Origin of the sequence: Allobosea sp. LjRoot90, from assembly GCF_964254315.1 — a bacterium.
Taxonomy (GTDB): domain Bacteria; phylum Pseudomonadota; class Alphaproteobacteria; order Rhizobiales; family Beijerinckiaceae; genus Allobosea.
The window spans coordinates 544,733-571,689 of the sequence record NZ_CAXUTF020000004.1 but is presented as its reverse complement, the minus strand read 5'-3'; the positions used below and the strand labels follow the sequence as shown (position 1 = coordinate 571,689).

At 66.9% G+C, this 26,957-nt stretch carries 21 protein-coding genes and 2 tRNA genes; 17 read left to right on the top strand and 6 right to left on the bottom strand.

Translation table 11 applies throughout. The features are described from left to right. Positions 1 to 10: 10 nt before the first annotated feature. Positions 11 to 769, top strand: coding sequence for a pyrimidine 5'-nucleotidase (locus tag ACSQ3M_RS18135; protein WP_436151452.1), 759 nt, complete (start codon positions 11 to 13; stop codon positions 767 to 769). Between the two features lie 41 nt (positions 770 to 810). Here the strand turns inward: ACSQ3M_RS18135 and ACSQ3M_RS18130 are convergent, their stop codons facing one another. Continuing rightward, entirely contained in the window at positions 811 to 2,145 is a 1,335-nt protein-coding gene (locus tag ACSQ3M_RS18130; protein ID WP_436151451.1) for an 8-oxoguanine deaminase, read from the bottom strand. Between the two features lie 270 nt (positions 2,146 to 2,415). Here ACSQ3M_RS18130 and ACSQ3M_RS18125 point away from each other — a divergent pair, with 270 nt between their 5' ends. The 5 genes from ACSQ3M_RS18125 (at position 2,416) to ACSQ3M_RS18105 (ending at position 8,254) form a co-directional block, all read left to right on the top strand. Continuing rightward, positions 2,416 to 4,008 (top strand): ABC transporter substrate-binding protein, encoded by a 1,593-nt coding sequence (locus ACSQ3M_RS18125; protein ID WP_436151450.1) that lies wholly within the window; start codon positions 2,416 to 2,418, stop codon positions 4,006 to 4,008. 282 nt (positions 4,009 to 4,290) lie between these two features. Further along, positions 4,291 to 5,301 (top strand): ABC transporter permease subunit, encoded by a 1,011-nt coding sequence (locus ACSQ3M_RS18120; RefSeq protein ID WP_436151449.1) that lies wholly within the window; start codon positions 4,291 to 4,293, stop codon positions 5,299 to 5,301. A gap of 40 nt (positions 5,302 to 5,341) precedes the next feature. Further along, positions 5,342 to 6,247: an ABC transporter permease subunit gene (locus ACSQ3M_RS18115; RefSeq protein WP_436151448.1), complete on the top strand. Its 906-nt coding sequence runs from the start codon at positions 5,342 to 5,344 to the stop codon at positions 6,245 to 6,247. Positions 6,248 to 6,251: 4 nt separating this feature from the next. Then, positions 6,252 to 7,274: an ABC transporter ATP-binding protein gene (locus ACSQ3M_RS18110; RefSeq protein WP_436151447.1), complete on the top strand. Its 1,023-nt coding sequence runs from the start codon at positions 6,252 to 6,254 to the stop codon at positions 7,272 to 7,274. Continuing rightward, positions 7,271 to 8,254 (top strand): peptide ABC transporter ATP-binding protein, encoded by a 984-nt coding sequence (locus ACSQ3M_RS18105; RefSeq protein WP_436151446.1) that lies wholly within the window; start codon positions 7,271 to 7,273, stop codon positions 8,252 to 8,254. The genes ACSQ3M_RS18110 and ACSQ3M_RS18105 overlap by 4 nt, the downstream gene beginning before the upstream one ends. 213 nt (positions 8,255 to 8,467) lie before the next feature. On the opposite strand, the gene ACSQ3M_RS18100 is transcribed toward ACSQ3M_RS18105, so the two are convergent. After that, positions 8,468 to 10,318 (bottom strand): ABC transporter ATP-binding protein, encoded by a 1,851-nt coding sequence (locus tag ACSQ3M_RS18100; RefSeq protein ID WP_436151445.1) that lies wholly within the window; start codon positions 10,316 to 10,318, stop codon positions 8,468 to 8,470. Positions 10,319 to 10,579: 261 nt separating this feature from the next. Between ACSQ3M_RS18100 and ACSQ3M_RS18095 the strand changes: the two genes are divergently transcribed. Together ACSQ3M_RS18095 and ACSQ3M_RS18090 are read left to right on the top strand one after the other, a co-directional pair. After that, on the top strand, positions 10,580 to 12,130 hold the full coding sequence (locus ACSQ3M_RS18095) for an ABC transporter substrate-binding protein (RefSeq protein ID WP_436151444.1): 1,551 nt from the start codon (positions 10,580 to 10,582) through the stop codon (positions 12,128 to 12,130). A 21-nt stretch (positions 12,131 to 12,151) separates the two neighbouring features. After that, positions 12,152 to 13,501 carry an MmgE/PrpD family protein gene (locus tag ACSQ3M_RS18090; protein WP_436151443.1) on the top strand — a complete coding sequence of 450 codons (1,350 nt, stop codon included), beginning with the start codon at positions 12,152 to 12,154 and terminating at the stop codon, positions 13,499 to 13,501. On the opposite strand, the gene ACSQ3M_RS18085 is transcribed toward ACSQ3M_RS18090, so the two are convergent. Then, positions 13,476 to 14,399, bottom strand: a complete 924-nt coding sequence (locus ACSQ3M_RS18085; protein ID WP_436151442.1) for a LysR substrate-binding domain-containing protein — start codon at positions 14,397 to 14,399, stop codon at positions 13,476 to 13,478. The genes ACSQ3M_RS18090 and ACSQ3M_RS18085 overlap by 26 nt on opposite strands. Before the next feature lie 91 nt (positions 14,400 to 14,490). On the opposite strand from ACSQ3M_RS18085, the gene ACSQ3M_RS18080 reads away from it, so the two are divergent. The 8 genes from ACSQ3M_RS18080 to ACSQ3M_RS18045 all read left to right on the top strand — a co-directional run bounded on the left by ACSQ3M_RS18080 (position 14,491) and on the right by ACSQ3M_RS18045 (position 23,304). Further along, positions 14,491 to 15,609: an NAD(P)/FAD-dependent oxidoreductase gene (locus ACSQ3M_RS18080; RefSeq protein ID WP_436151441.1), complete on the top strand. Its 1,119-nt coding sequence runs from the start codon at positions 14,491 to 14,493 to the stop codon at positions 15,607 to 15,609. Continuing rightward, entirely contained in the window at positions 15,590 to 15,886 is a 297-nt protein-coding gene (locus ACSQ3M_RS18075) for a (2Fe-2S)-binding protein (protein ID WP_436151440.1), read from the top strand. Before ACSQ3M_RS18080 ends, ACSQ3M_RS18075 begins: the two co-directional genes overlap by 20 nt. Then, positions 15,883 to 17,283, top strand: a complete 1,401-nt coding sequence (locus ACSQ3M_RS18070) for an NAD(P)/FAD-dependent oxidoreductase (protein WP_436151439.1) — start codon at positions 15,883 to 15,885, stop codon at positions 17,281 to 17,283. The genes ACSQ3M_RS18075 and ACSQ3M_RS18070 overlap by 4 nt, the downstream gene beginning before the upstream one ends. Then, entirely contained in the window at positions 17,280 to 18,410 is a 1,131-nt protein-coding gene (locus ACSQ3M_RS18065) for an NAD(P)/FAD-dependent oxidoreductase (RefSeq protein ID WP_436151438.1), read from the top strand. The genes ACSQ3M_RS18070 and ACSQ3M_RS18065 overlap by 4 nt, the downstream gene beginning before the upstream one ends. Continuing rightward, positions 18,407 to 19,351 carry an ABC transporter permease gene (locus ACSQ3M_RS18060; RefSeq protein ID WP_436151437.1) on the top strand — a complete coding sequence of 315 codons (945 nt, stop codon included), beginning with the start codon at positions 18,407 to 18,409 and terminating at the stop codon, positions 19,349 to 19,351. The genes ACSQ3M_RS18065 and ACSQ3M_RS18060 overlap by 4 nt, the downstream gene beginning before the upstream one ends. After that, positions 19,348 to 20,214 (top strand): ABC transporter permease, encoded by an 867-nt coding sequence (locus ACSQ3M_RS18055; RefSeq protein WP_436151436.1) that lies wholly within the window; start codon positions 19,348 to 19,350, stop codon positions 20,212 to 20,214. The genes ACSQ3M_RS18060 and ACSQ3M_RS18055 overlap by 4 nt, the downstream gene beginning before the upstream one ends. 48 nt (positions 20,215 to 20,262) lie before the next feature. Next, positions 20,263 to 20,511, top strand: coding sequence for a hypothetical protein (locus tag ACSQ3M_RS18050; RefSeq protein ID WP_436151435.1), 249 nt, complete (start codon positions 20,263 to 20,265; stop codon positions 20,509 to 20,511). A 153-nt stretch (positions 20,512 to 20,664) separates the two neighbouring features. Then, a complete protein-coding gene (locus tag ACSQ3M_RS18045) occupies positions 20,665 to 23,304 on the top strand; it encodes an autotransporter outer membrane beta-barrel domain-containing protein (protein ID WP_436151434.1) in 2,640 nt (879 codons plus the stop codon). A 1,336-nt stretch (positions 23,305 to 24,640) separates the two neighbouring features. Here the strand turns inward: ACSQ3M_RS18045 and ACSQ3M_RS18040 are convergent. Continuing rightward, positions 24,641 to 24,715: transfer RNA gene (locus ACSQ3M_RS18040), tRNA-Gln, on the bottom strand. 180 nt (positions 24,716 to 24,895) lie between these two features. Here ACSQ3M_RS18040 and ACSQ3M_RS18035 point away from each other — a divergent pair. Further along, positions 24,896 to 24,972: transfer RNA gene (locus tag ACSQ3M_RS18035), tRNA-Pro, on the top strand. A gap of 136 nt (positions 24,973 to 25,108) precedes the next feature. Here ACSQ3M_RS18035 and ACSQ3M_RS18030 read toward each other — a convergent pair. Next, a complete protein-coding gene (locus tag ACSQ3M_RS18030) occupies positions 25,109 to 26,569 on the bottom strand; it encodes a methyl-accepting chemotaxis protein (protein WP_436151433.1) in 1,461 nt (486 codons plus the stop codon). Continuing rightward, positions 26,562 to 26,879, bottom strand: a complete 318-nt coding sequence (locus ACSQ3M_RS18025) for a hypothetical protein (RefSeq protein WP_436151432.1) — start codon at positions 26,877 to 26,879, stop codon at positions 26,562 to 26,564. The genes ACSQ3M_RS18030 and ACSQ3M_RS18025 overlap by 8 nt, the downstream gene beginning before the upstream one ends. Between the last annotated feature and the right edge of the window lie 78 nt (positions 26,880 to 26,957).

The window sequence follows — 26,957 nt, the reverse complement described above, 5'->3', positions numbered from 1 at the left end:
ACGTGCCCCCATGAACCAGAATGCAGCCATCACCACCGCCATCCCGCTCCTGCCGGAGCAGGCGGCGTTCGGCCATGTCGACCACTGGATCTTCGACCTCGACAACACGCTCTATTCGCACGAGGCGCAGGTCTGGCCGCAGGTCAATGAACGCATCACCCTGTATCTGCTCGAGCTCTTTGGTCTCGACGGCCTCTCCTCGCACGAGCTGCGCCGCTATTATTACGAGCGCTACGGCACGACGCTGAACGGGCTGATGTCGGAGCACGGCGTCGATCCCGGCGACTTCCTCGCCTTCGCCCACGACATCGACCTGTCGCTGCTCGATCCGAATCCCGATCTCGGCAACGCGATCGCCGCCCTGCCCGGCCGCAAGCTGATCCTGACCAATGGCTCGCGCGGCCATGCCGAGAACGTCGCCGGCAAGCTCGGCATCCTCCATCATTTCGAGGATATCTTCGACATCGTCGAGGCCGGCTTCCTGCCCAAGCCCGAGCGCGCCACCTATGAGAACTTCCTCGCCAAGCATGCGGTCGATCCCGCCCGGGCGGCGATGTTCGAGGACATCGACAAGAACCTGATCGTGCCGAGCGCACTCGGCATGAAGACGGTACTGATCGTGCCGCGCACGCCCGACCCGTTCCGCGAGGCCTGGGAGCAGGCCGTGGTCGAGGCCGGCCATGTCGATTTCGTCACCGACGACCTGACGGGTTTCCTCAGGCCGCTGATGCGGCCAGGCGAGAGCGTGTCGATCCCCGTTTCCAAATAAGCCGTCGTCCCGGGCGATCGCAGGGAGACCCGGGAAAGGCTTCAGGCGTAGCGCTTCGCCGCCAAGCCATGGGCGCGGCGCAGGGATGCCAGATCGAGCCCCGGGATCTCGCCGTCGATCACGCGCCAGCGCCCGCCGATCATGACACGGTCAGCGCGATTGGCACCGCACAGCACCAGCGCCGCGATCGGATCATGCGCCCCTGAAAAGCGCAGTTCGTCGAGCTTGTAGAAGGCGAGATCGCCCTGCAGGCCGGGCGCGATCCTGCCGATATCGGCGCGGCCGAGGCAACGAGCCGAGCCCTCCGTCGCCCAGCGGATCGTGTCGCGCGCCGTCACTGCGCTCGCGCTCTTGTAGTGCAGCCGGTTGATCAGCAGCGCGTGGCGCAACTCCTCCATCAGGTTCGAGCCGTCATTGCTGGCGGAGCCGTCGACACCGAGACCAACCGGCGCACCCGCCGCCTCGAGCTCGCGCGTCTTGCAGAAGCCCGAGGCGAGCACGCCGTTCGAGGTCGGGCAATGGCAGACGCCGACGCCGGCCTTGCCGAGTCGCTCGCATTCCTCGCATGAGAAATGGATGCCGTGCGCCAGCCAGGTCTTCGGCCGCATCCATCCGACGTCCTCCAGCAGGTCGAGTGGGCGCTTGCCATAGACCTCCAGGCAATAGGCGTCCTCATCCTCGGTTTCCGCCAGATGCGTATGCAGCGGCGCGTCGAAGCGGGCCGCGAGCTCGGCCGATCTCGCCATCAGCAAGGGCGTCACCGAGAAGGGCGAGCACGGCGCGAGCGCGATCTGCACCATGCTGCCGGGCTTTGGATCATGGAACAGCGACAGCACCCGCTCACAATCGGCAAGGATCGTATCCTCGTCCTGCACGACCTCGTCGGGCGGCAGGCCGCCATCCTTCTGCGACAGGTTCATCGAGCCGCGCGAGATGGTGACGCGGATGCCGAGCGCCTGCGCCTCCTCGACGGCAATGTCGACGGCGTTCTCCAGCCCGGCTGGATAAAGGTAGTGGTGGTCGGCCGCCGTGGTGCAGCCGGAGAGCATGAGCTCGACCAGCGCCGCCCGCACCGCGAGTCTGAGGTCTTCCGGCCGCAGGCGCGCCCAGAGCGGATAGAGCGCCTTCAGCCAGGGAAAGAGCTCGCGGTCGATCGCGGCGGGATGGGCGCGGGTCAGCGTCTGGTAGAAGTGGTGGTGAGTGTTGATCAGCCCCGGGAGCACGACATGGCTCGAGGCATCGAAGCTCTCGGTCACCGGCATGACCGGATAGGCGCCGCTGGCGACCAGTTCGACGATCACCCCATCCTCGATCACGATCCCGCCCTCGGCATTCTCGGCGAGGATGGCGAGCGGGCTCCTTATCCAGATGCGCATGGTGGGTCCGGCGCTGCGTGATTCTCTAGCAATGACATAGGCTTGGATGGCGGCGAAGGCCAGCATCGCCTGCTGGGTCTTCCGGGTGAGGTTTTCCGCGCCTGCACTGCGAAAACGCACGTTCAGCGTGAGCGCTGGCGACTGTTCGCGCCCGCCAACTTTCAATAAGCTGTTGGCAAGGCGGCCCACGGGATTTCACCCGCGAGGCTTCCGGTCCAACGGGGAAAACGTTCGCCTTGCGAGGCGAAGCGTGGCTCAAGGAGAGATCCCATGAAGAAATTGTTGCTGGCGACGCTGTCGGCCTCGGCGCTGATGGCGGCGCAGCCTTTGGCAGCCAAGACGCTGGTCTATTGCTCGGAAGGCAGCCCGGAGAATTTCGCGCCGAGCGTCAACACCACCGGCACCTCGTTCGACGCCAACACCCAGATCTACGACACCGTCGTCCAGTTCGAGCGCGGCGGCGTGAAGGTCCAGCCGGCCCTGGCGGAGAAGTGGGATGTCTCGCCTGATGGCCTGACCTACACCCTCCATCTGCGCAAGAACGTTAAGTGGCACACGAACAAGAACTTCAAGCCGACGCGGGACTTCAACGCCGACGACGTGATGTTCATGTTCGAGCGGCAGTGGAAGGAAGCGCACCCCTATTACAAGGTGACCAGCTCGAACCACTCCTACTTCAACGACATGGGCATGCCCAAGCTCCTGAAGTCGGTCGAGAAGGTCGATGACTACACCGTCAAGATCACGCTGAACCAGCCGGAAGCACCGTTCCTCGCCGACCTCGCCATGCAATATGCCGGCGTGCAGTCGAAGGAATATGCCGATGCGATGCTGAAGGCCGGCACGCCCGAGAAGCTCGACCAGGAGCCGGTCGGCACCGGCGCGTTCTATCTGGTGCAGTACCAGAAGGACGCGATCATCCGCTACAAGGCCTTCCCCGAGTACTGGGCCGGCAAGGCCAAGATCGACGACCTCATCTTCGCGATCACGCCGGACGCCTCGGTGCGCTGGGCCAAGCTGCAGAAGGGCGAATGCCATGTCATGCCCTATCCGAACCCGGCCGATCTCGACGCCATCAAGAAGGACGCCAACGTCCAGATCTTGGAGCAGCCGGGCCTGAACATCGGCTATCTCGCTTACAACACCGCCAAGAAGCCCTTCGACGACGTCAAGGTCCGCCGCGCCGTCAACAAGGCGATCAACAAGAAGGCGATCATCGACGCGGTCTATCTCTCCAGCGGCGTCGCGGCGACCAACCCGATCCCGCCGACGATGTGGTCCTATAACGAGACGATCAAGGACGACCCCTTCGATCCGGAAGCGGCCAAGAAGGAGCTGGCCGATGCCGGCCACCCGAACGGGCTCGAGATCGATCTGTGGGCGATGCCGGTGCAGCGTCCCTACAACCCCAACGCCAAGCGCATCGCCGAGCTGATGCAGGCCGATCTCGCCAAGGTCGGTGTCAAGGCCGAGATCAAGACCTTCGAATGGGGCGAGTACCGCAAGCGCCTGCAGGCCGGCGAGCACCAGACCGGCATGTTCGGCTGGACCGGCGACAATGGCGATCCGGACAACTTCCTGCACACGCTGCTCGGCTGCGACGCCTCCAAGAACAACGGCGGCAACGTCGCCAAGTTCTGCTACCAGCCCTTCGACGAACTGGTGACGAAGGCCAAGACGATCACCGACCAGGCCGAGCGCGAGAAGCTCTATCGGCAAGCGCAGGTGATCTTCAAGGAGCAGGCGCCCTGGTTCACCATCGCCCATGCGGTCCAGCTCAAGCCGATCCGCAAGGAAGTCATCGACTTCAAGCTCTCGCCGTTCAGCCGCCACGTCTTCTACGGCGTCGACATCGGCAAGTGAGGCTCTGCGTCAAATAATCCCGGCGCCGGCGGAGCAATCATTGCTTCGTCGGCGCCGCTGCCGTTCCTATTGTTGCGCTTCCACGCGCTGATGTTTTCAGGTCTTTCGTCGCAGGCAGCGTTTCGCACCGCCCCTTACCATCGCGATCCACCGGTTTTGCTACTGCGTTCTTGATCTTTCCGGCGTTCTGGTGTTTGCGCTCCGCCAGAATTCGAACTTGACTAAGACGACAGAACAGGCCGCCGAGCGACGAGATGCCCGGCCGACAAGACTGGCACAACCATGCTTCGCTTCATCCTGACCAGGGTCAGCCTCGTCATCCCGACCTTCATCGGCATCACGCTGCTGGCCTTCTTCCTGGTCCGGCTCGTGCCGGGCGACCCGATCGAGACCATGGCCGGCGAGCGCGGCATCGACGCCGCCCGCCATGCGCAATTGCTGAAGGAGTACGGCCTAGACCAGCCGCTCCTCGTCCAGTACGGCCGCTATATCGAGCGCGTGGTCCAGGGCGATCTCGGCAAGTCGATCGTGACGCGCGAGAATGTCCTCTCCGAGTTCGGCCAGCTCTTCCCGGCCACCATCGAGCTTGCGCTCTGCGCCATCCTGCTCGCCCTGATCATCGGCCTGCCGGCCGGCATCATCGCCGCGGTGAAGCGAAACTCGATCTTCGACCATGGCGTGATGGGCATCTCGCTCACCGGCTATTCGATGCCGATCTTCTGGTGGGGCCTGCTGCTGATCCTGTTGTTCTCAGTGCAGCTCGGCATCACCCCGGTCTCGGGCCGCATCGCGGTGCAGTACTTCATCGAGCCGGTCACCGGCTTCCTCACCATCGACAGCCTGCTCGCCGGCGACATCGACGCTTTCTGGTCGGCGCTGTCGCATCTGGTGCTGCCAGCGATCGTGCTCGGCACCGTGCCGCTCGCCGTCATCGCCCGCATGACCCGCTCGGCGATGCTCGAGGTGCTCGGCGAGGACTATATCCGCACCGCCCGCGCCAAGGGCATGGCGCCCTTGCGGGTTGTCGCCCTGCACGGGCTGCGCAACGCCCTGATCCCAATCGTGACGGTGATCGGCCTGCAGGTCGGCACGCTCTTCACCGGCGCGATCCTGACCGAGACGATCTTCTCCTGGCCCGGCGTCGGCAAATGGCTGATCGAGGCGATCAGCCGGCGCGACTACCCCATCCTCCAGGGCGGCACGTTGCTGCTCGGCATGGTCGTGATGAGCGTCAACCTGCTGGTCGACCTGCTCTACGGCCTGATCAACCCGCGCATCAGGCACGCACGATGATCGCTCTTCAGTCCCTTCGCTCCCATCGGAGCCCTCGCTCATGAGCGCCGAAACCCTGCAAGTTCCCGCTGTGCCCCCAGGCGCACCGCCGCACCCCGCCCGCGAGTTCTGGAGCTGTTTCAGCGCCAATCGCGGCGCCGTCGCTGGGCTCGTCGTCATCGGCATCGTGCTGCTCTGCGCGCTCTTTGCGCCGCTGATCGCCCCGCATCATCCCAATTTGACCAACAGCGCGGTCTTCCTGAAGCCGCCGTTCTGGCAAGAGGGCGGCTCGCTCTCCTATCCGCTCGGCACCGACGCGATCGGCCGCGACATCCTCTCGCGGCTCATCTACGGCGCGCGGCTTTCGCTCGTCATCGGCATCGCCGTCGTCGCCATCGCGATCGTCGTCGGCATCGTGCTCGGCCTGATCGCCGGCTTCTTCAAGGGCCTCGCCGATATCGCCATCATGCGGGTGATGGACATCCTGATGACGATGCCGAGCCTGCTGCTCGCCATCGTCATCGTCGCGATCCTCGGCCCCGGGCTGATGAACGCGATGCTCGCCGTCGCCATCGTCGTGCTGCCGCACTATGTCCGCATCACCCGCGCCGCCGTCATCACCGAAGCCTCGAAGGACTATGTCGTCGCCGCGAAGGTCAGCGGCGCACAGACCACGAGGCTGATGTTCTCGGAGATCCTGCCGAATTGCGCCGCACCCCTGATCGTGCAGGCGACGCTCGGCGTCTCCACCGCAATTCTAGATGCTGCCGCGCTCGGCTTCCTTGGCCTCGGCGCCCAGCCGCCGACGCCGGAATGGGGCACCATGCTCGCCGACGCCCGCGAATTCGTGCTGCGCGCCTGGTGGGTCGTCACCTTCCCGGGCCTCGCCATCCTGATCACCGTGCTCGCCTTCAACCTGCTCGGCGATGGCTTGCGCGACGCCCTCGATCCCAAATTGAAGCGCTGACCCCATGCCCCTGCTCGAGATCGAAAACCTCAGCGTCGAATTTCCCACATCCCAGGGACTTCTGCGCGCGGTCGACCGCATCGACCTTACCCTCGACGAGGGCGAGGTGCTCGGTGTCGTCGGCGAATCCGGCTCCGGCAAGAGCGTCACCATGCTCGCTTTGATGGGCCTCGTCGGCTATCCCGGCCGCGTCCGCGCCGACAAGCTGCGCTTCGACGGGCGCGATCTCCTGACCATGTCCGCCCGCGAGCGCCGCCAGCTCACCGGCAAGGACGTGGCGATGATCTTCCAGGAGCCGAGCACCAGCCTGAACCCCTGCTTCACCATCGGTTTCCAGCTCGCCGAGACGCTGCGAAAGCACGAGGGCATGGACCGCAAGGCGGCGAAACGCCGGACGATCGAACTGCTCGAGCAGGTCGGCATCCCAGCCCCGGAGAGCCGCCTCAAGGCTTATCCCCACCAGCTATCGGGCGGCATGAACCAGCGCGTCATGATCGCCATGGCGATCGCCTGCAATCCGCGCCTGCTGATCGCCGACGAGCCGACGACCGCGCTCGACGTCACCATCCAGGCGCAGATCCTCGACTTGCTGATGTCGCTGCAGCGCGAGCGCGGCATGGCGCTCGTGCTGATCACCCACAACATGGGCGTCGTCGCCGAGACCGCGCAGCGCATCATGGTGATGTATGCCGGGCAGATCATGGAGGAGCGCAAGGTCGACGCGCTGTTTTCCGCCCCGCAGCATCCCTATTCCGCCGCGCTGCTCGCAGCCTTGCCGGAGCGCAGCGAGGGCGCAAACCGGCTCGCCACCATCCCCGGCATGGTGCCCGGCCTCAACGACCGGCCGAAAGGCTGCCTGTTCAGCCCGCGCTGCGCCTATGCCACCCAGCATTCGCGCACCGTCCAGCCGGAGCTTCGCCCCTGGGCGGACGGGCATGTGCGCTGCCACTACCCGCTCGGCGATCCCTCGCGCGAGGCGGAACGCGCCCGCGACGAAGCCGGCCTGGCGACGGAGGCGGTGCGATGAGCAACCCTGTCATCGAAGCCCACGAGCTGACCCAGGTCTATGCGGTCAAGCAGGGGTTTTTCCGCCCGCCGGCGCAGTTGCAGGCGGTGAACAAGGTTTCCTTCGCGGTCGAGGCCGGGCGCACGCTGGCTGTCGTCGGCGAATCCGGCTGCGGGAAGTCGACGCTGGCGCGCATGGCGACGCTGATCGAGAAACCGACCTCCGGCTCCCTGATGCTCGACGGGCTCGACGCCGTCTCGCCGCCGGCGAGCGAGCGCAAGCGGCTGCGCCGCACGGTCCAGTTCGTCTTCCAGAACCCCTATGGCTCGCTCAACCCGCGCAAGAAGATCGGCACGATCCTCGAGGAGCCATTGCTGATCAACACCGACCTCTCCAAGGCCGAGCGGACCGAGAAGGCTCGCGCCATGATGGCCAAGGTCGGTTTGCGGCCGGAGCACTATGCCCGCTATCCGCACATGTTCTCAGGGGGCCAGCGCCAGCGCATCGCTATTGCCCGCGCGCTCATCCTCTCGCCCAAGGTGGTGGTCGCCGACGAGCCGGTCTCGGCGCTGGATATCTCGATCCAGGCGCAGGTCCTCAACCTGCTGGCCGATCTGCAGGACGAGCTGAAGCTCGCCTATCTCTTCATCTCGCACGATCTCAGCGTGGTCCGTCACATCGCCCATGACGTGATGGTGATGTATCTCGGCAATGCCATTGAGCATGGTCCCAAGGAGCGCATCTACGCCCGCCCGCTCCATCCCTATACACAGGCACTGCTCGCCTCGACGCCGCGCGTCGGCGGCGACAAGCGCGAGCGGATCGTGCTGCGCGGCGAACTGCCCTCGCCGCTCAACCCGCCGACGGGCTGCGTCTTCTCGACCCGCTGCCCCTTCGTCACCGATCGCTGCCGGACCGAGCGTCCGCTAAAGCGCGAGATCGACGGGCGGCAGGTCGCCTGCCACTACGCCGAGACCTTCCTCGCCAAGGCTGCCGCCTGAGGTTCGCACGGAAGCGTGCCGTCATTCCGGGGCTTCGCGCAGCGAAGAGCCCGGAACCCAGAACCAATGCCCGTCGTTATGACGGCACCGCAGCCGATCCGCTTTTCCACCGATCGCAGCGGTTCTGGATTCCGGGCTCAGGCCTTCGGCCTGCCCCGGAAAGACGGTGCGGTTCCGCCGAGGTCTGCTTGCGCTTACGATGGATAAGCCTGCTCACGCCACCTTGGCGATCAACGGCTTGGTCTCCCATTCCTCGCCCCAGATCATCACGGCGTGGCCGGGCGAAGCCTCGCGATACTGGCGCACCGGCGGGACGTAGTCGGCCGGGCGGATCGGGCTCTTGATCTCGTCGTTCGAGACCGGGCGCTTCTCCAGGCGCCTTGCCGGATCGGCGATCGGTACCGCCGCCAGGAGCCGCTTGGTATAGGGGTGCTGCGGGTTGCCGAAGATCGCCTCGCGCGGGCCGATCTCGACGATCTCGCCGAGATACATCACGGCGACCCGGTGGCTGACGCGCTCGACCACCGCCATATCGTGCGAGATGAAGAGATAGCCCAGCCCCATGCGGGCCTGCAGGTCGAGCATCAGGTTGACCACCTGCGCCTTGACCGAGACGTCGAGCGCCGAGACCGCCTCGTCCGCCACGATCAGACGCGGCTCGACCGCGAGCGCCCGCGCGATGCAGATACGCTGGCGCTGGCCGCCCGAGAACTCATGCGGGAAGCGGCTCGCCATGTCGGGCAGCAGGCCGACACGCTTCAGGAGGTCGGCGACCTTGTCGCGCGCTTCGGAGCGAGTGGCGAGATTGTTGATCAGCAGCGGCTCGGCCACCGCCGCGCCGATGTTCATGCGCGGATTGAGCGACGCGAACGGATCCTGGAAGATCATCTGCATGCGCTTGCGCTGCTCGCGCAGCTCGCTCTGGCCGAGCTTCAGTACGTCGACGCCGTCGAGCAGCACCGAGCCGGAGAGCGGCTCGACCAGGCGCAGCACCGAACGGCCCGTCGTCGACTTGCCGCAGCCGGATTCGCCGACCAGCGCCAGCGTTTCGCCCGCCTTCAGGCTGAAGGAGACGTTCTCGACCGCATGCACCCGGCCCTTGACCGAGGAGAGCAGCCCCGAGCGGATCTCGAAGCGGGTCGTCAGCCCCGCAACCTCGAGCACCGGGCGCTCGGCTGCCTGGACCGTGTCCGGCGTTTCGGTGGGGACGTCCGACAGGCCCGTCGCACGATCGACCACGGGGAAGCGCATCGGCCGCCTGCGCCCTTCCATCGAGCCCAGCCGCGGCACGGCCGAGAGCAGCGCCTTGGTGTAAGGCTTCTGCGGATTGGCGAAAATGTCCTCGGTCGCGCCGGTCTCGACCTCGTCGCCATTGTACATGACGACGGTGCGGTCGGCGATCTCGGCGACGACGCCCATGTCATGGGTGATGAAGAGGACGGACATGCCCTCCTCCTCCTGCAGCGACTTGATCAGCTCGAGGATCTGCGCCTGGATCGTCACGTCGAGCGCCGTCGTCGGCTCGTCGGCGATCAGGAGCTTGGGCTTGCAGGCCAGCGCCATCGCGATCATCACGCGCTGGCGCATGCCGCCCGAGAAGCGGTGCGGGTATTCGTGGAAGCGCGACTTCGCTGCGGGAATCTTGACCTTCTCCAGCAGGCGCACCGTTTCGGCCTCCGCCTCGCTGCGCGACATGTTGCGATGCAGGATCAGCGCCTCGGCGATCTGGAAGCCGATGGTCAGCACCGGGTTGAGCGAGGTCATCGGCTCCTGGAAGATCATCGCGATGTCGTTGCCGCGGATCTCGCGCATCTGCGCATCCGGCAGGGTCAGGAGCTCCTTGCCGTTGAGCTTGATCGAGCCCTCGATCTTGCTCGAGCTCGGCGGGGTCAGGCGCATGATCGACAGCGCCGTCACGCTCTTGCCGGAGCCGGACTCGCCGACGACCGCCAGCGTCTCCTGCGGCCTGATCTCGAAGGAGATGTTGCGCACGACCGGCTTCCAGAGCCCCTCGACCCGGAAGGAGGTCGTCAGGTTCGAGACCGAGAGGATCGGAGAGGTCATGCCAGGTCCTTTATTGCGATCTGATCAGAGGCTGCAGGCCGGGCACAAACGCCCACCCCGCAGCCGGTGGGCCGCGTTCAAAGCCGGATCAGAATAACCAGAGCGCGGCGGATGTCAGCAGGCTGCGTGATAAAATATTGAGCGCTCCTGCCGTTTGCACACGCCATAACCACAGAGAATACCTGATCCCCGATTTCGACTTGGACAGACTGGGATGGCGATCCCCACTATCGCGTCAAGAATGATCGAGGGGATCACACCATGAAAACGCATGTCGCCGGGCTTGCGAGCCTGATGCTGTTCGCGGGCCTCCAGGGGCAGGCCTGTGCCCAGGAAATCGTCCTCAGGGTCAGTTCCGGCGCCAGCAATGTCTCAACGCTCGACGCCCACCGCGCCAGCGCGACCGACGACAAGGCGCTGGTCGGCTGGCTCTATAACGGCCTCGTCCGCTTCAAGCCCGGCAGCGCCGACCCCAAGGACCTCGAGCCCGACCTCGCCGAGCGCTGGGAAACATCTCCGGACGGCAAGGTCTGGACCTTCCACCTGCGCAAGGGCGTCAAGTTCCATGGCGACTGGGGCACGCTGGGCGCCGACGACGTCGTCTATTCCCTGCAGCGCTCCGCCGATCCCAAGCGCTCGACCTTCTCTTCGGACTTCTCCGCGATCGACAAGGTGGAGAAGGTCGACGACCTCACCGTCCGCGTCACGCTGAAATATTCGGACGTCAATTTCCTCGGCCGCGTCTCCAACTACCATGGCGGCAACATCGTCAGCCGCAAGGCGGGCGAGGAACTGGGCGACCGCTACGGCGCCAATCCGGTCGGGACCGGCCCTTTCACCTTCGTCGAGCAGGTGACCCAGCAATATGTGAAGCTCGCCGCCAACCCCGACTATTTCCGCGGCAAGCCCAAGATCGACACGATCATGATGCGCGCCATCCCCTCCGACAGCGCGCGCGAGCTTGCCTTCACCTCCGGCGAGCTCGACCTGTTCTACGGCAAGCGCGAGCAGCGCTGGGTCGATTCCGCCCGTCGCCGCCCCGGCTTCAATGTCGAGATCTTCCAGCCCGGCGAATACCGGCTGCTGCACATCAACCGCAGCCAGCCGCCGCTCGACGATATCCGCGTCCGCCGCGCCATTGCCGCCGCGGTCAATGTCGACGATCTCGTGCGCTATGTCGGCAAGGATGTCGGCCCCAAGGGCTGCTCGATCGTGCCGCCCGGCTATCTCGGCGAGGATTGCACGGTCCGCTACGGCTTCGACGTGGCCAAAGCCAAGGCGCTGCTGGCCGAGGCCGGCCACAAGGACGGCATCACCGTCAAGGCGATCGTCTCCAACATCTCGGCGCAGCAGCCCTTCATGGAGATCATCCAGGCGCAACTCGCCAAGGCCGGGATCAAGCTCGAGATGCAGGTCGTCGATCACGCGACCTATCAGAGCCAGACCCGCAAGGACCTGAGCGGGCTCGTCTTCTACGGCGCGGCGCGCTTCCCGATCGCCGATACTTATCTCAGCGAGTTCTTCCACTCGCGCGCGACCGTCGGCACGCCGACCGCCGCCACCAACTTCTCGCACTGCGCCATCGCCGACAAGGAGATCGAGGAGGCGCGGGTCGCCCCGAACGCCGAGGCCCAGAAGGGCCTCTGGAAGGAGGCGCAGCGCAAGATCATGGACGATGTCTGCGCCATTCCCCTTTTCGAACTGCGCCAGGTCTGGGCCCGCAGCGACAAGCTCGATTTCGGCTACGAGCTGAAAGGCGCGCTCAACCTCGCCCCGCCGATCACCGAGGCAACCACGCTGAAGCCGCGCTGAGGCAAAGGCGGAACCGCGACAATGGAGACCGTGCGCCAGCTCGCCGCCTATGTCGCTGGCGCACGCGAAGAAGCGCTGACGGACGATCTGCGTGACGCGGCCTGCCGGGCCGTACTCGACCTCGTCGCCGCCGCGCTCCCCGGCGTCGATGCGCCCGGTCCGCGCGCGGTCCGGCGCGTGGCGTCCGTGACGATGGCCGGCGGCTCCCTGCCGGTCTGGTTCACCGGACAGAGAGCCGGCCTCGCCGGTGCGGTCTGGTGCAACGCCTCCGCCGCAGCGGCGCTCGATCTCGACGATGGTCACCGCATCGCTCGCGGCCATCCCGGCGCGGCGATCATCCCGGCGGCTCTCGCGGCAGCCGAGGAGATGGGCGCGACGACCGAGGAACTGCTGCAGGCGATCACCGTCGGCTACGAGGTCGGCGTCGCTATCGGCGCCGCCCGCCGCTTTTACGCCAATACCGGCATGTGGTCGGGCTACGGCGTCGTTGCCGCGCTGGGTTATCTGCGACGGACGCCGCCGGATGTCCTGGCACATGCTTTCGCCATCGCCGGCATCAGCGCGCCGAACCAGCTCCATGCCGGTGCCGGCCCGCTCTTTCCGGCCCAGGAAGGCAACGACGTCAAGGAAGGGATCGCCTGGTCGAGCGCAACCGCAGTCAACGCGCTGCTCCTGGCCGAGGCCGGCCACAGCGGGCCGCTCGCTCTGCTCGACCATCCCGAGCACTTCCGGCTGGAGGAGCTCACGGACGGTCTCGGCCAGCAGCGCTACGTCGCCCGCAACTACATGAAGTTCCACGCCTGCTGCCGGCACGTGCATGCGCCGGTCGAGGCACTGCTCGGACTGCTCGCGCAGCACCCACTGGCGCCTGATGATATCCAGGCAATCGAGGTCGCGACCTATAGCGGCGCACTGCGCATCACCAACCGGCCAGAGCCCAGCGGCTTCACCGACATCCAGTTCAGCATTCCCTATTGCCTGGCGCTGGTCGCGATCGACGGGCCGGGCGCGCTACTGCCTGTGACGCCAGTTGCTCTCGACCGGCCAGATGTCGTCGCCCTGGCGCAGAAGGTCACGCTGCGCCTCGATCCGGAGCTCGATGCCCGCTTTCCGGCAGAGACACTGTCGCGCGTCACCGTCCACAGCGGCGGCCGCACCTTCGCCTCACCAGTGACGGCGCCGCGCGGCGAAGCGAGCGCGCCGCCCTCCTGGGCCGAACTCGAAGACAAGCTGCGACAAGCCGGCCGCTTTTCCGCCACGCCGGCCCAGCAGGACGAGCTGATCGACGTCTGCAACCGGCTGCGCGAGGGCGACCATGCGCCGCTGCTCGACGCGCTCGCGACGATCAGGCTGGATTCGGCGTCAGGATAGACCGCGAGATTTCCGTCGCCGCTTCGCGTGCGCTTGCTAGGAAGGCATCGACCAGCCGGGCATTGCGGCTGTCGCGGTTGCGGCAGAGCTGGAATTCGAGCTGGAACTCCGGCTCGAAGCGGCGGATGGCGATCTTGTCGCGCAGGCCGCCGACGATCAGCGGATGCACCAGCGAGACGCCGACGCCGGCCGCGACGAACTCGCACAAAGTCGGCGAGACGTTGGCGATCATCACCACCTCCGGCGTGACGCCATGGCCTTCGAGCACCCGGCTGATGCTGCGATGAGTGTGGCTTTCCGGATCGAATGAGATGAACGGAACCCCGGCCAGATCCTCGGGAACGATGACCTCCTTCGCAGCCAGGGGATGGCCGAGCGGCAGGATGCAGACCACCGGATGGCCCATCATCGGCTCGGCGGCAACATAAGGGTTGTCGACCGGAGCGATGATCAGCCCGACATCGAGCCTATGGGTGACGAGGGCATCGGCAATCCATTGCGAGCTGCGCGACTGAACCGAGCAGAACACGCCGGGCTGCCTTGCGAGGAAGCGCGACGTCGCCTCCTGGATGAAGGAGCCTGAGAGCGCCGGCATCACCCCGATCAGCAGGCGGCTCTGCTCGTCGCGCCGGATCGCCTCGACCGCGTTCTCGACCTGGCGCACGCCGGCGAAAATCCGGTCGATCTCCTCATAGAGCCGCATGCCGCGCCGCGTCGCCACCAGCCGCCCCTTCACCCGGTCGAACAGGCGCAGGGCCGTATCCTCTTCCAGATGCGCGATCAGCTTGCTCATCGCCGGCTGCGAGACGTTCATCATCTCGGCCGCGCGGCTGACGGTGCCGTACTCGATCACCGCCTTGAAAGCCTCGACCTGACGCAGGTTGAGCCGTCTCACCATTGCATAACCCCAGGGAATAGAGCCGAGAGAAAAACGACTTTGACGAAATACAATGTCGCTCCCTAACGTCAAAGCCAGCAAGGGGATTTGCATGCGGCCGGACATCGTCGTCATCGGGGGAGGAACGGTCGGCGCCGCGATCGCCTATGGCCTCAGCCGCAAGCGGCAGAAGGTGCTGCTGCTCGATGGCGACGATGGCGATTTCCGTGCGGCGCGGGCGAATTTCGGGCTGGTCTGGCTGCAGGGCAAGGGTCTGGGCATGCCGGCCTATCAGACCCTGACGCGCAGCAGCATCGCGCTGTGGTGCGGCTTCACGGAGCAGCTCCAAGCCGAGACGACGATCGATCTCGCTTACGAGCAGAATGGCGGCCTCGCCTTCTGCCTCGGTGAGCAGGCCTTCGAGAAGCGCCGGCTCGACCTGCTGCGCCTCCATAACCAGCGCGCCGATGGCGAGCCGGATTGGGAGATGCTCGATCGCTCCGCGCTAGCGCGGCTGCTGCCCAAAGTCACGCTCGGGCGGGACGTCGCCGGCGCCAGCTTCGGGCGGCATGACGGGCACGCCAATCCCTTAAGGCTGCTGGCGGCCCTGCATGCCGGCGTCCTGCATCATGGCGGGGCGCTGCGCCATCGCGCCCGGGTCCGACGGATCGAGCCCGCGGGAACCGATTTCCGGCTTGTGCTCGACGCCGAGACGCTGGTGGCGCCGCGGATCGTCATCGCCGCCGGGCTCGGTTCGCCCGATCTCGCGCGTCAGGTCGGGCTCGAGGTGCCGCTGCGTCCCGAGCGTGGGCAGGTACTGGTCACCGAGCGGCTCGAACCCTTCCTGCCGCTGCCGGCAAGCGGCCTGCGCCAGACCCGCGAAGGCACGGTGATGATCGGCGCGACCAAGGACCATTCCGGTTTCGACGTCTCGACCACCGGCGAGGCGGCAGCGCGGCTCAGCCGCAAGACCGTGCAGACCATCCCCGCTCTCGCGAAGGCCGGGCTCGTCCGGCAATGGGCTGGCCTGCGCATCATGACGCCGGACAGCTACCCGATCTACGCGCAGTCGCAGAGCCATCCCGGCGCCTTCGTCGCGCTCTGCCATTCCGGCGTGACGCTCGCGGCCTTCCACGCCGAGGAGCTGGCTACGGCCGTCGCCGCAGGCAGCCTGCCCGAGCGCTTTTCTCCCTTTCACCAGAGTCGTTTCGATGTTCCGCAAGCTGCATGACCCGGGGCCGCAGGCGGTCACCATCTTCATCGACGGGAGCCCCGTCGCCGCCGAGATCGGCGAAAGCGTCGCCGCGGTGCTGCTGCGCCAGCCGGAAAGCTGGACCCGCACCACGCCGGTCTCCGGCAGCCCACGCGCGCCCTATTGCATGATGGGCGTCTGCTTTGAATGCCTGGTCGAGATCGACGGCCAGGGCTCGGTGCAGAGCTGCCTGACGCTGATCAGCGCCGGCATGCGCATCGCCCGCCAGCAGGGCTGCCGGAGCCTGTCGGCATGAGCGATCACACCGATCTCCTGATCGTCGGCGCCGGCCCGGCCGGCATGGCCGCCGCCGTCACCGCCCGCCGCCACGGCCTCTCCGTCCGCGTCGTCGACGACCAGCCGGCGCCCGGCGGGCAGATCTGGCGCGGCATCGAAACGGTCGCCGCGACGCCGCGCGCCAGGCGGCTCGGCGAGAGCTACCTGGCCGGTGCCGAATGCGCCACCGCCTTCCGCGCCTGCGGCGCTGCTTACGAGCCCGCAAGCCAGCTCTGGCAGATCGAGCCGGGCTTCCGCGCCTTCGTGACGCGTGGTGGCAAGGCCCGCACCGTCACCGCGCAGGCCATCATCCTCGCGACCGGCGCGCAGGAGCGCCCCGTGCCCTTCCCCGGCTGGACGCTGCCCGGAGTGCTGACGGTCGGCGCCGCGCAGATCCTGCTGAAGACCGCCGATTCCGTGCCGGAAAAGCCGGTCTGGATCGCCGGCTGCGGGCCGCTGCCGCTGCTCTACATGACCCAGCTCCTGGCGGCGGGCGGCCGCATCGCCGGCTTCCTCGACACCACCCCGCGCGGGCGCCTCCCCACGGCGCTGCGCCATCTGCCGCAGGGCCTCGGGCGCCTGGGCGATCTCATCAAGGGCCTGTCCTGGTCGCTGGCGCTGCGCCGGGCCGGCGTCCCGATCATCCGCCATGTCACCGAGCTTCGCGCCGAAGGCGAAGGCCGCCTCCAGCGCTTGCGCTATCGCACCGAGAGCGGGCAGGAAGCCGAGGCTCCCGCCGAGGTGCTGCTCGTCCATGAGGGCGTGGTGCCGAGCATCCACGCGCCGCTCGCGCTCGGCTGCGCCGTCAGCTGGCATGCCGGCCAGCACTGCTATATCCCGGTGCTCGACGCCTGGGGCGAGAGCTCGCAAGCCAATATCTTCGTCGCCGGCGACGGCGCCGGCATCGGCGGGGCCGAGGCGGCCGAACCGCGCGGCCGGCTCGCGGCGCTGCGGATCGCGGCCAGACTCGGCCGGCTCGATGACGCCACCGCCGAAGTCGCGGCTGCGCCCGAACGAAGCGCCCTTTCCAGCGCGCTCGCTTTGCGGCCCTTCCTCGATGCGCTCTACGCGCCACGCCCGCAGCTCTATGCGCCGCCCGACGAAACGCTGGTCTGCCGCTGCGAGGAGGTCACCGCCGGCGAACTGCGCGCCCGTGCCATCGAAGGGCGACCCGGCCCCAACCAGCTCAAGGCCTTCACCCGCGCCGGCATGGGCCCCTGCCAGGGCCGGCAATGCGGCTACACCATGGCCCATATCATCGCGGCGGCGCAGGGCCGCCCGGTCGAGGAGGTCGGCTTTTACCGGATCAGGCCGCCGCTGAAGCCGGTGACGCTCGGCGAACTCGCCAGCCTCGACGAGCAGGAGCCGGCGGCATGACGGAAGCCGCGTTCGACGCCGTCGTGGTCGGTGGTGGCCTGCACGGACTCTCCGCTGCGCTGCACCTGGCACGCGCTGGCCGGCGTGTCGCGCTGGTCGAGCGGCGCTGGACCGGCCGCCACGCCTCCGGCGCCACCGCAGCCGGCGTGCGCACCCTCGGCCGCGATATCGCCGAGATCCCGATCTCGCTCGAAGCCATGGCGATGTGGCACAGGATCGAGGCGATCGTCGGCGACGATTGCGGCTTTCACGCCCATGGCCAGATGCGCGTCGCCGAGAAGGCGGAGCATATGCCGGCTCTGATTGAGCGGCAGGCGCGCACGCGCGCCCTCGGCTACGACCATGAAGAGCTCATCGACGCCGCAGAGCTGCGCCGCCTCGTGCCGGCGCTCAGCCCGCATTGCGTCGGCGCGCTGGTGGCGCGGCGCGACGGCGCCGCCGATCCGCACCGCACCATCGCAGCCTTCCGCCGCGCCTGCGAGGCCGAGGGTGTCGTCATCGCCGAGGGCTGCGGCGTCGAGGCGGTCGATCGGCATGGAAGCGACTGGCTCCTCGTCTGCGGTACCAGGCGCTTTCGCGCGCCCTATGTCGTCAACGCCGCCGGCGCCTGGGCCGGACGGCTCGCGGCCCTGTTCGGCGATGCGATCGCGCTCGGCGTCCGCGCCTCGATGATGATCGTCACCGAGCGGCTCGCGCCCCTGCTCGATCCTGTCGTCAGCGTCGTCGGCCGCGCGCTCTCGTTCAAGCAGGCGGGCCAGGGCACGCTGGTGATCGGCGGCGGCCTGCAGGGCTCGGCCGATCTCGACCGCGAGCGCAGCACCGTCGACTTCCGCAACCTCGCCCGGGGCGCTCGTGCCGCGAGCGATCTCTTCCCGGCAGTTCAAGGCGTGCGCATCGCCCGCTGCTGGACCGGCATCGAGGCGCAGACATCGGACCATATCCCCGTCATCGGCCTGTCGCCGAACGCGCCCGGCCTCGTCCACGCCTTCGGCTTCTCCGGGCACGGCTTCCAGCTGGTCCCGGTCGTCGGCTCGATTCTCGCAGAGCTCATCTGCGACGGCCGGACGCGCCGCGAGATCGCCGCCTTCGCGCCGGCGCGGCTGATGCAGGAAAGGGCGGTGGCATGATCGGCTATCTGGTCAGACGCATATTACTCGCCATCCCCACCCTGTTCGTGATGCTGACGGCGATCTTCGTGCTGGTCCGCCTCGTGCCCGGCGATGCCGCCTCGGTCATACTCGGCGACCAGGCGAGCGCCGCCTCGCTCGCCGCGCTCCGGGAAAAGCTCGGCCTCGACCAGCCGGTCCACGTCCAGTATCTCGCCTTCCTCGGCAAGATCCTCACCGGCGATTTCGGCCAGTCGCTCTCCAGCGGTCGCAGCGTCATGCGCGAGGTGCTGCTCGTCCTGCCCTCGACGATCGAACTGACTGTCGCCGCCATCGCGATCGGCCTCGTCTTCGGCCTGCCGCTCGGCATCGCCGCCGCGCTCGCCCGCAATGGCTGGGTCGACTACGTCTCGCGCGTCGTCTCGCTGGTCGGCCTGTCCTTCCCGGCCTTCGTCTCCGGCATCCTGATGCTGATCGTGTTTTCGATCCAGCTCGGCTGGTTCCCGGTACTCGGCAACACCAGCGGCGCCGGCAGCTTCGCCGAGCGGATGCGGGCGCTGGCCCTGCCCGCCCTCAACCTCGGCATCATCATGACCGCCTATGTGATGCGCGTGACCCGCGCCGCGATGCTCGGCGTGCTGACCGAGGATTATATCCGCACCGCCCGCGCCAAGGGCGTCGGCCCGACCCAGCTCGTCGTCACCCATGCCCTGCGCAACGGGCTGATCCCGATCATCACCGTCGTCGGGCTCTATTTCGGCACGCTGATCGGCAATTCGGTGCTGACCGAGATCATCTTCAACCGGCCCGGCCTCGGCAAGCTGATCATCGGCGCGCTCAACGCCCGCGACTACACCCTGCTGCAGGGGCTGATGATCATCTTCGCGATCTGCGTGATCGCCGTGAACACGCTGACCGATCTCGCCTACGGCCTCGTCGACCCCAGGGTGAAATACTCATGAGCACGGCCGACGCCCCCATCGCGATCCAGCCCGGCGGCCTCTGGCTCGCCTTCACGCAGAACCGGCTCGCCTGGGTCGGGCTTGTCCTGCTCGCGATGATCGTCTTCATCGCGCTGTTCGCGCCCTGGCTCGCGCCGCACGACCCGCTCGAGCAGAACATCGTCGCGCGGCTCGAGCCGCCTTCGGCCGAATTCTGGCTCGGCACCGATTCCTATGGCCGCGACGTGCTCTCGCGGCTGATCTACGGCGCCCGCATCTCGCTCTTCGTCGGCTTCGTCGCCATCCTGATCGCCATGCTGGTCGGTACCGCGATCGGGGTGCTCGCCGGCTATATCGGCGGCATCTTCGACCAGCTCGTCATGGGCGTGCTCGACGTGCTGCTCGCCTTCCCGACCCTGCTGCTCGGCCTGATGATCGCCGCCATGCTGGGCGCGAGTCTGGAGAACCTGATCATCGCCATCGCGGTGACCGAGGTCGCGCCCTTCGCCCGCGTCGCCCGCGCGCCGACGATCACCCTGCGCCAGCGCGATTTCGTCGAGGCCAGCCGCTCCTATGGCTGCGGCCCGTTCCGGATCATGACGCGCCACATCCTGCCGAACATGATCTCGGACGTGGTGGTAATGAGCTCGCTCTGGCTGGCATCGGCGATCCGCACCGAGGCCTCGCTCAGCTTCATCGGCCTCGGCGTGCCGCCGCCGGCGCCGACCTGGGGCGCCATGATCCGCGAGGGCTTCGAGAACATCCTCGACGCCTGGTGGCTCGCGGTCTTCCCGAGCCTCGCCATTCTCGTCACGGTGCTGGCGCTGAACCTGCTCGGCGATGCGCTGCGCGACGCCTCGGACCCCCGCTCCCGCGCGAGGTGAACAGTGCTCGCGGTGTTGTTGCCGCACTAGACCCGCGCCGGTATCGTCGTGGCGATGACGGCCGCCGACCCCAGCCTTTCGCTCGATGCCTTGACCGACGCGCTCTATCAGGAGCTGCGCAAAATCGCGCATCGCGAACGTCTCCGCGCCGGCGGGCCAATCGCCCGCACGGCCGAGGGGCTGGCCGTGATGCACCTCGTCGCAGATCACGAAACCGGCGAGGTCAGCGCCATCGCTGTCCTGGCGCGGCACGGGGAAATCCCAAAGGAATTCGAAGAGCAGATCCGAGCGCTATGAGCGGCGGCCAATGACACGTGCCCGCGCTGCAGACATGCCCCCAATGCGATGCGGCGGGCAGATCTTAATATTCCCTTAGCAGCCCGACTCTAGCCATGGTTGCGTGCCGCCCGAATCTCGCAAGGGTGCGCTGGCTATGTAGGGGATGCGCAGATGACCGCCGGACCACGTCGTTCCTCTGCCCATCTCGGGGTTTTGCTCCGCAGCGTCAGCATCACCACGCTGACACTCGCGGCCTGGGTCGCTTCGCCAGCCGCGGCAGGAACCTACACGGCGAGCAGCCAGGCGGAGCTGGTCACCGCCGTCCAGGCCGCGAACGCTGATCCTGATCCCACCGCGACGATCCGACTGACCGGCAGCTTTACCATGTCGACGACCAGCTTTTCTCCGCCGACCAAGCCGATCACGATCGACACGCAGGGTTTCACCATATCGGGCACGGACGGAACCGGCGTGACGCCCGGCGGCTACCTTCACATCGTCGAAGTCTTCGGTGGCAGCCCGGGATCGTTCACGCTGATGGGCAACTTCCGCGGCGGAAACGCGGTGTCAGCGGACGCAGGCTCGGGCATACGAACCCGGCTCGGAGCAACCGTAATCAATAACGGCATCATCCAGGGCGGAAACAGCACGGGCGCAGGCGGCGGAGCTGGCGTCGAGCTTTTCGCGCCGAACCCCGACGCATTCACCAACAACGGGACCGTCCGCGGCGGAACCGGCCCGACCAACGGCACATCTGGCTTCGGCGCTGGCATCTGGGTCCGTAATGCCCCCACACAGCCGATCGTCAACACCGGCACGATCGAGGGCGGCGCCGGAGCCGCTGCGATCGTCCTGGGCGCGAACAATACGAACCTCGTCCTCGTCAACTCCGGCACGATCCGGGCCGGCGCCGGTCAGGCCAACGCAATCCAATGGGCCAGCAGCATCACGCCGACGACGGGCCGCATCGACCTGGAGCTGCGGGCGGGCTCGGTGATCACCGGCAATGTTGTCGCCAATCTGGCCGGCAGCAACGACGTCCTGCGCCTTGGCGGCTCCGACAACTGGACGCTGGATGGCGGCCTCGGCAGTGCCGGCCAGTACCGCAACTTCGACCGTCTGGAGAAGACGGGCGCGAGCACCTGGACCATTGGCGGCAGCGGCAACTTTGCGGGTCCGACGAACATCGCCGGGGGCACGCTGATCGTGAACGGCTCGCTGTCGGGCTCGGCGGTGACGGTTCAGTCAGGGGCGCGGCTCGGCGGCAGCGGCACGGTGGGCGCGACCACGCTCGCGAGCGGCAGCCGGATCACCCCAGGCAACTCGATCGGCACGCTCACCGTCAACGGCGCCTATGTCCAGAATGCCGGAGCAGTCTACGAGGTCGAGATCGATCCGGGGACGGTCACCTCCGACCGCATTCAGGTCAACGGCACGGCGACGCTCGCCAGTGGCGCGGCGATCTCGGTGGTGAACACCACCGGCGCGGCCTATGTCGCCGGCCAGCGCTACACCATCCTGACCTCGACCGGGCTCGCCGGCAGCTATGGCAGCACCGACCTTACGCTGACGCCCTTCCTCAACCTGCGCAACGGCACCGATGCGAGCAATGCCTATCTGACGGTGATCCGGACGAACACGGCCGGTGGCATCGGCACGACGCCGAACGAGGTTTCGGTCGGCGCCAGCGTCGACAGCCTGCCTGCCGGCAACGCCGTCCAGACCGATGTGTACAACCAGGCGAGCCTCGATGCCGCCCGCCGGGCTCTCGGGCAGCTCGCCGGCGAGATCCATGCCTCGGCCCGCACCGTGCTGGTCGACGAGAGCTGGCTGCTGCGTGCGGCCGTCAACGATCGTTTGCGCTCGGCCTTCGGTGCGGTCGGCGCCAGCCCGATGGCGACGCTGGATTACGGCTTCACTGCCGATCTCGCGCCCGCCGTGAAGGGGCCGATGCCAAAGCTGCCTTCTGCCGAGCGCTTCGCCATCTGGGGCCAGGGTTACGGTTCGTGGGGCCGCATCGACGGCGACGGCAATGCCGCCAAGCTGACCCACTCGACCGGCGGCCTGCTCATCGGCGCCGATGTCGCCGCCTTCGACAATCTGCGTTTCGGTGTGGTCGCCGGCTACAGTCGCAGCACCTTCGACGTGAACGGCCGGCTCTCCTCGGGCGAGAGCGACAACTACCATCTCGGCCTCTATGGCGGCGCGCAGTGGGGCGCGCTGAGCCTGCGCACAGGCCTGAGCTACACCTGGCACGACCTCTCGACCCGGCGCGGCATCGTCTCCGCCGGCCTCGGCGACCTCCTGCGCGCCGATTACGATGCCGGCACGGCGCAGGTCTTTGGCGAGTTCGGCTATCGCATCGAGCTCGGCCAGACCGCGCTCGGCCGTGTTGCGCTCGAGCCCTTTGCGGGCCTGGCCTATGTCGTGCTGCGCAGTGACGGCTTCAGCGAGCGCGGCGGGGCGGCAGCGCTCTCGGGCACCAGCGACGACACCAGCCTCGGCTATGCGACGCTCGGCCTGCGCGCCGCCACCAGTGGCCGCATCGCCGGCATGGACGTCACCCTGCGCGGCGGGCTCGGCTGGCGCCATGCCTTCGGCGATGTCGATCCGAAGACGGCGCTGGCCTTCGCCGGGGGCACCCCGTTCACGATCGCGGGCCTGCCGATCGCCCGGAACGCCGCCCTGGTCGAGGCCGGGCTCGACATGGCTATCGGCGCAAATGTCACGCTCGGCGCCTCCTACACCGCCCAACTCGCAGACGACGCACAGGATCACGCCTTCAAGGCAAACCTCGCCGTCAGGTTCTGAGCGCGAAGTAATCAGCGGGGCGCCCGTGCGGGCCGGGGCGCAACGCCCGGCTTGCAAGCAGAGGCTGATATGTCAGCGTTCCGTGATCTTGGCTTGGCGCAACTGCCACCGCGCCCTGACGTTAAATGCACGGGCGGCCATGTACAGGAGGCAGTGTGGCTAGGTTGAATGGCCTAGGCGCCGGCAACCTTAGCAGGAACGCCTATTAGGGTTGATAGAGCCTCAGCGGACCGGAGGATGCAAAAGATCGCGCCGGGCTACAGTGATGCACGTCGTCGCGGATGACGAAACCGGCGAGGTCAGCGCCATCGTTGTCCTGGTGCGGCACGGGGAAATCCCGGAGGAATTCGAGGAGCAGATCAGGGCGCTATGACAGGTCGGCCGATGACCCTCGCGACCCTGTGTGAGATTAGTTCGCGCCCGCGTCAGCTAAGGGTCGAAGGCGGACATGAGCTGAAGGGCGTGCCAGCGATGGACCTAAAACAGGGAAGCGATCGCGCTACCAAGATGCGCTCCGGCAAATCAGTTCTCTGATCAGTCTTGTGTCCCACGCGGCATGTCGTAAGGCTAACTCGATGAAAAAACTTCGTTCCTGCGCCGTTGCCTTTGGGATCGCGTCCTGCATGCTCATTCTGCAAGGCTGTGGCGCCCTCCAAGGATGCCCGGAACAGACGACCATCTGCAAGATGATGTGAAGGCGTTTGCCGCGTCCGGCGGAGATGCTCAAGGTGAGACGGCCATTCGCTGCGCAGGCCCTGCTCTTTACACATTCTGCGCCTTCGGCGACACTTACCGGATTGCCCCCAAAGGTCACCTGGCTCAGCTTCGGCAATGGGTCGGAAGCGGACCTATGGTGATGGCCAATCCCCGTCCCAGTCGCGAATCACCTCGATTAGGTCGCTATCGTCGTCGTTTTCACCGATGGTTATCGCCGAGAAGCCATACCCTTCCGCGACGAGCCGATCGGCGAAAGGTTCAATCACGCGCCACGCAGGGTCGACAACCATTCCGTTGGGTGATCCGACTTTCACAAGTGCGGTCGCCTCGACTGCCCGCCCGTCGCTGAGCGTCACCCTGCATGGGGCAACGACTTCAAACCCAATTCGCAAGCCAGCGGCAAGCCACAGACTGCCTTGATCTGATATCGTCGTCATCCCGATAGGATGACACGCTCGGCCGAAGGTCCGCAACGGGTCGGAAGCCGACATTCTCGCAAGGGCTGCTCCCAACCAAAGATGCAAAAGATCGCGCCAGAAGGTGCAAAAGATCGCGCCGGGCTACAGCGCGGCGCACAACTCAAAGTATTTCAATAACTTATCGACAATATCGGGGAGCTTGGCTGGGGCGCCAGGATTCGAACCTGGGAATGGCGGTACCAAAAACCGCTGCCTTACCGCTTGGCGACGCCCCAATCTGCGCTGCCTTCTAGAGCGCGTCGCGAGCGCGTGCAACATCGGATCACGCACGCTCCTTCTCGATCAAGAGGGCAGCGGCATCGATCCGGCGCCTGTGCCGAAAAGATTGCACATACCCATGGCCTTGGCTGTTGCGCTGCGGCGACCGGCTGGCTATAAGCCGCCCACCAGTTGATCGGAGTGTGGCTCAGCCTGGTAGAGCACCTCGTTCGGGACGAGGGGGTCGCAGGTTCAAATCCTGCCACTCCGACCAAAATTTCCCGCGCTATCCTGAGATCTAGCGAGAACCGCCCTTCGGGGCTCCCTGTTTGCTTGGCGGTCCCGCCGGCGGTTCGACGTCCACCCGCCCTGGCTCGCGGTGGGCGCCTCGCTCCGGCCAGGCGGCCCCGTCAGGCGGCCCGGATCCGACCGAGGAAGTCGGCGACTTCGGTGTCGAGATCGGCGGATTGGCTCGAGAGCACGTCGGCGGAATCCGCGACATGATTCGCAGCCTCACCGGTTTCCTCGGCAACGCGGCTGACGATGTCGATATGGCCGCCGGCGGTGACCGTCTCGGTCGCCGCGCGCCTGACGTTCTCGGCGATCCCCGCCGTCGCCACGTTCTGCTTCTCCACCACCGCCGCGACCGCGCCCGAGATCTGGTTGAGCGTGTCGATCGTTGCCGTCATCGTGTCGATCGCCGTGATCGCGTCGGCGCCGGACAGGCCGATCGCATCGATCTGGTTCTGGATCTGCTCGGTCGCCCGCCAGGTCTCATCGGCCAGGCCCTTGATCTCGTGCGCCACGACGGCAAAGCCGCCACCCATATTGCCGATCCGCGCGGCCTCGATCGAGGCGTTGAGCGCGAGCAGGTTGGTATGGCGGGCGATGGTCGAGATCACTTGGGTGACGCTGCCGATCTCGTCGACCTTGCGCGAGAGGTCGCCGACCCTGTCGAGCACGGTGAGCGCCTGCCGCGTCGTATCGCCGACGAGACGGGCCGCCTCGTTCACCTGGCGATCGACCTCGGTGAAGGAGCTGGCGAGCTCCGACGTCGCCTCGGTGATGGCGATGACGTTCGAGGACGACTGCCGTGACGCATCCAATGCCGCGCTCGACCGCTGCGAGACTTCGGCGGCGCCGTTGCGCATCTGCTCGGATGCAACCCGCAGGGATGCGATCGAGGCGATGACGGCGCGTGCGATGCCGGCGATCTTGCGTTCGAACTCGTTGGCGAGGTCATGCAGGATGCGCCGCCGTTCACCGGCCGCCCGTACCGTCGTCGTCACCACATCCTGGCGTGCCTCATCTGCGATCGTCCGGGCCGCGTCCGCCGCCGCGCGCTCGCGCTCGGAGGCCTCGACCGCCAGCCGGAGCGACCAGACGATCCAGCTCAGCGCCCCAGCCTGGACCGCGACGATGGCACCGTGCAGCAAGGCGCGCCGGATGTCGTTGCCGCCGGGAAACACACCGGCAGAATAGACAAGGCTCAGCGTGAGGTGATGGGCGCTGATCGCAAGCGTCGCCGGCAGGAAGATGCGCCAGTCGAGCCAGCCGACCAGCACCGCCAGCATGGCAAAGAAGTACATATGCAGGTCAGCCTGATAGGGGTGGCCGGCGAAGCCATAGACCAACAGCATGACCTGGCCGACCAGAGCGATGCTGGTGATCTGTCGTGTGACCCAACCGATGCGGTCGAGCCGCCAGGCCAGCGTCCCCAAGATCGCGAGCCCGGCTCCTGCCGCCGAGATCGTCGTCGCATGTGGCATTTCGTCGGACGGAATGCCGATCAGGAGCAATACCGAATTCGCCCACAGAATTGCGATCAGGAGCCTGGCGAAGCGTATGCGGAGACGTTCGACCTCACCCACGAGCAAGACTCCTCACCTGACGGATGCATGATTGAGCGAGGGAACCGTCCACCACGAGCCAGGCCCCCGACCGATAAAGAGAGATCGCATAGTCGCCGCCATCGCCGATGCTGATCGCAACCGCGGCGGCATCGTCGAGCTGCAGGAGGCTGCCTCCGGCTTGCGAGACGGCACGCGCCATCTCGGACGACGAGGTTCCCGCAGGAAAGAACGCCGCGATGGGCTGCCCTGGAACCGGCCAGGCGGCGATGGAAAAGGCGCCCAGCGCCATGACCAGGCTGGCGATCAGGCCGAAGCCGATTTCACGCATCGCGTGCCCCCCGACAACCGATCCGCAGTTCAATCAACGACAGAGAGTGCGGTTGACTGGCTTTACAACTGGTAAACG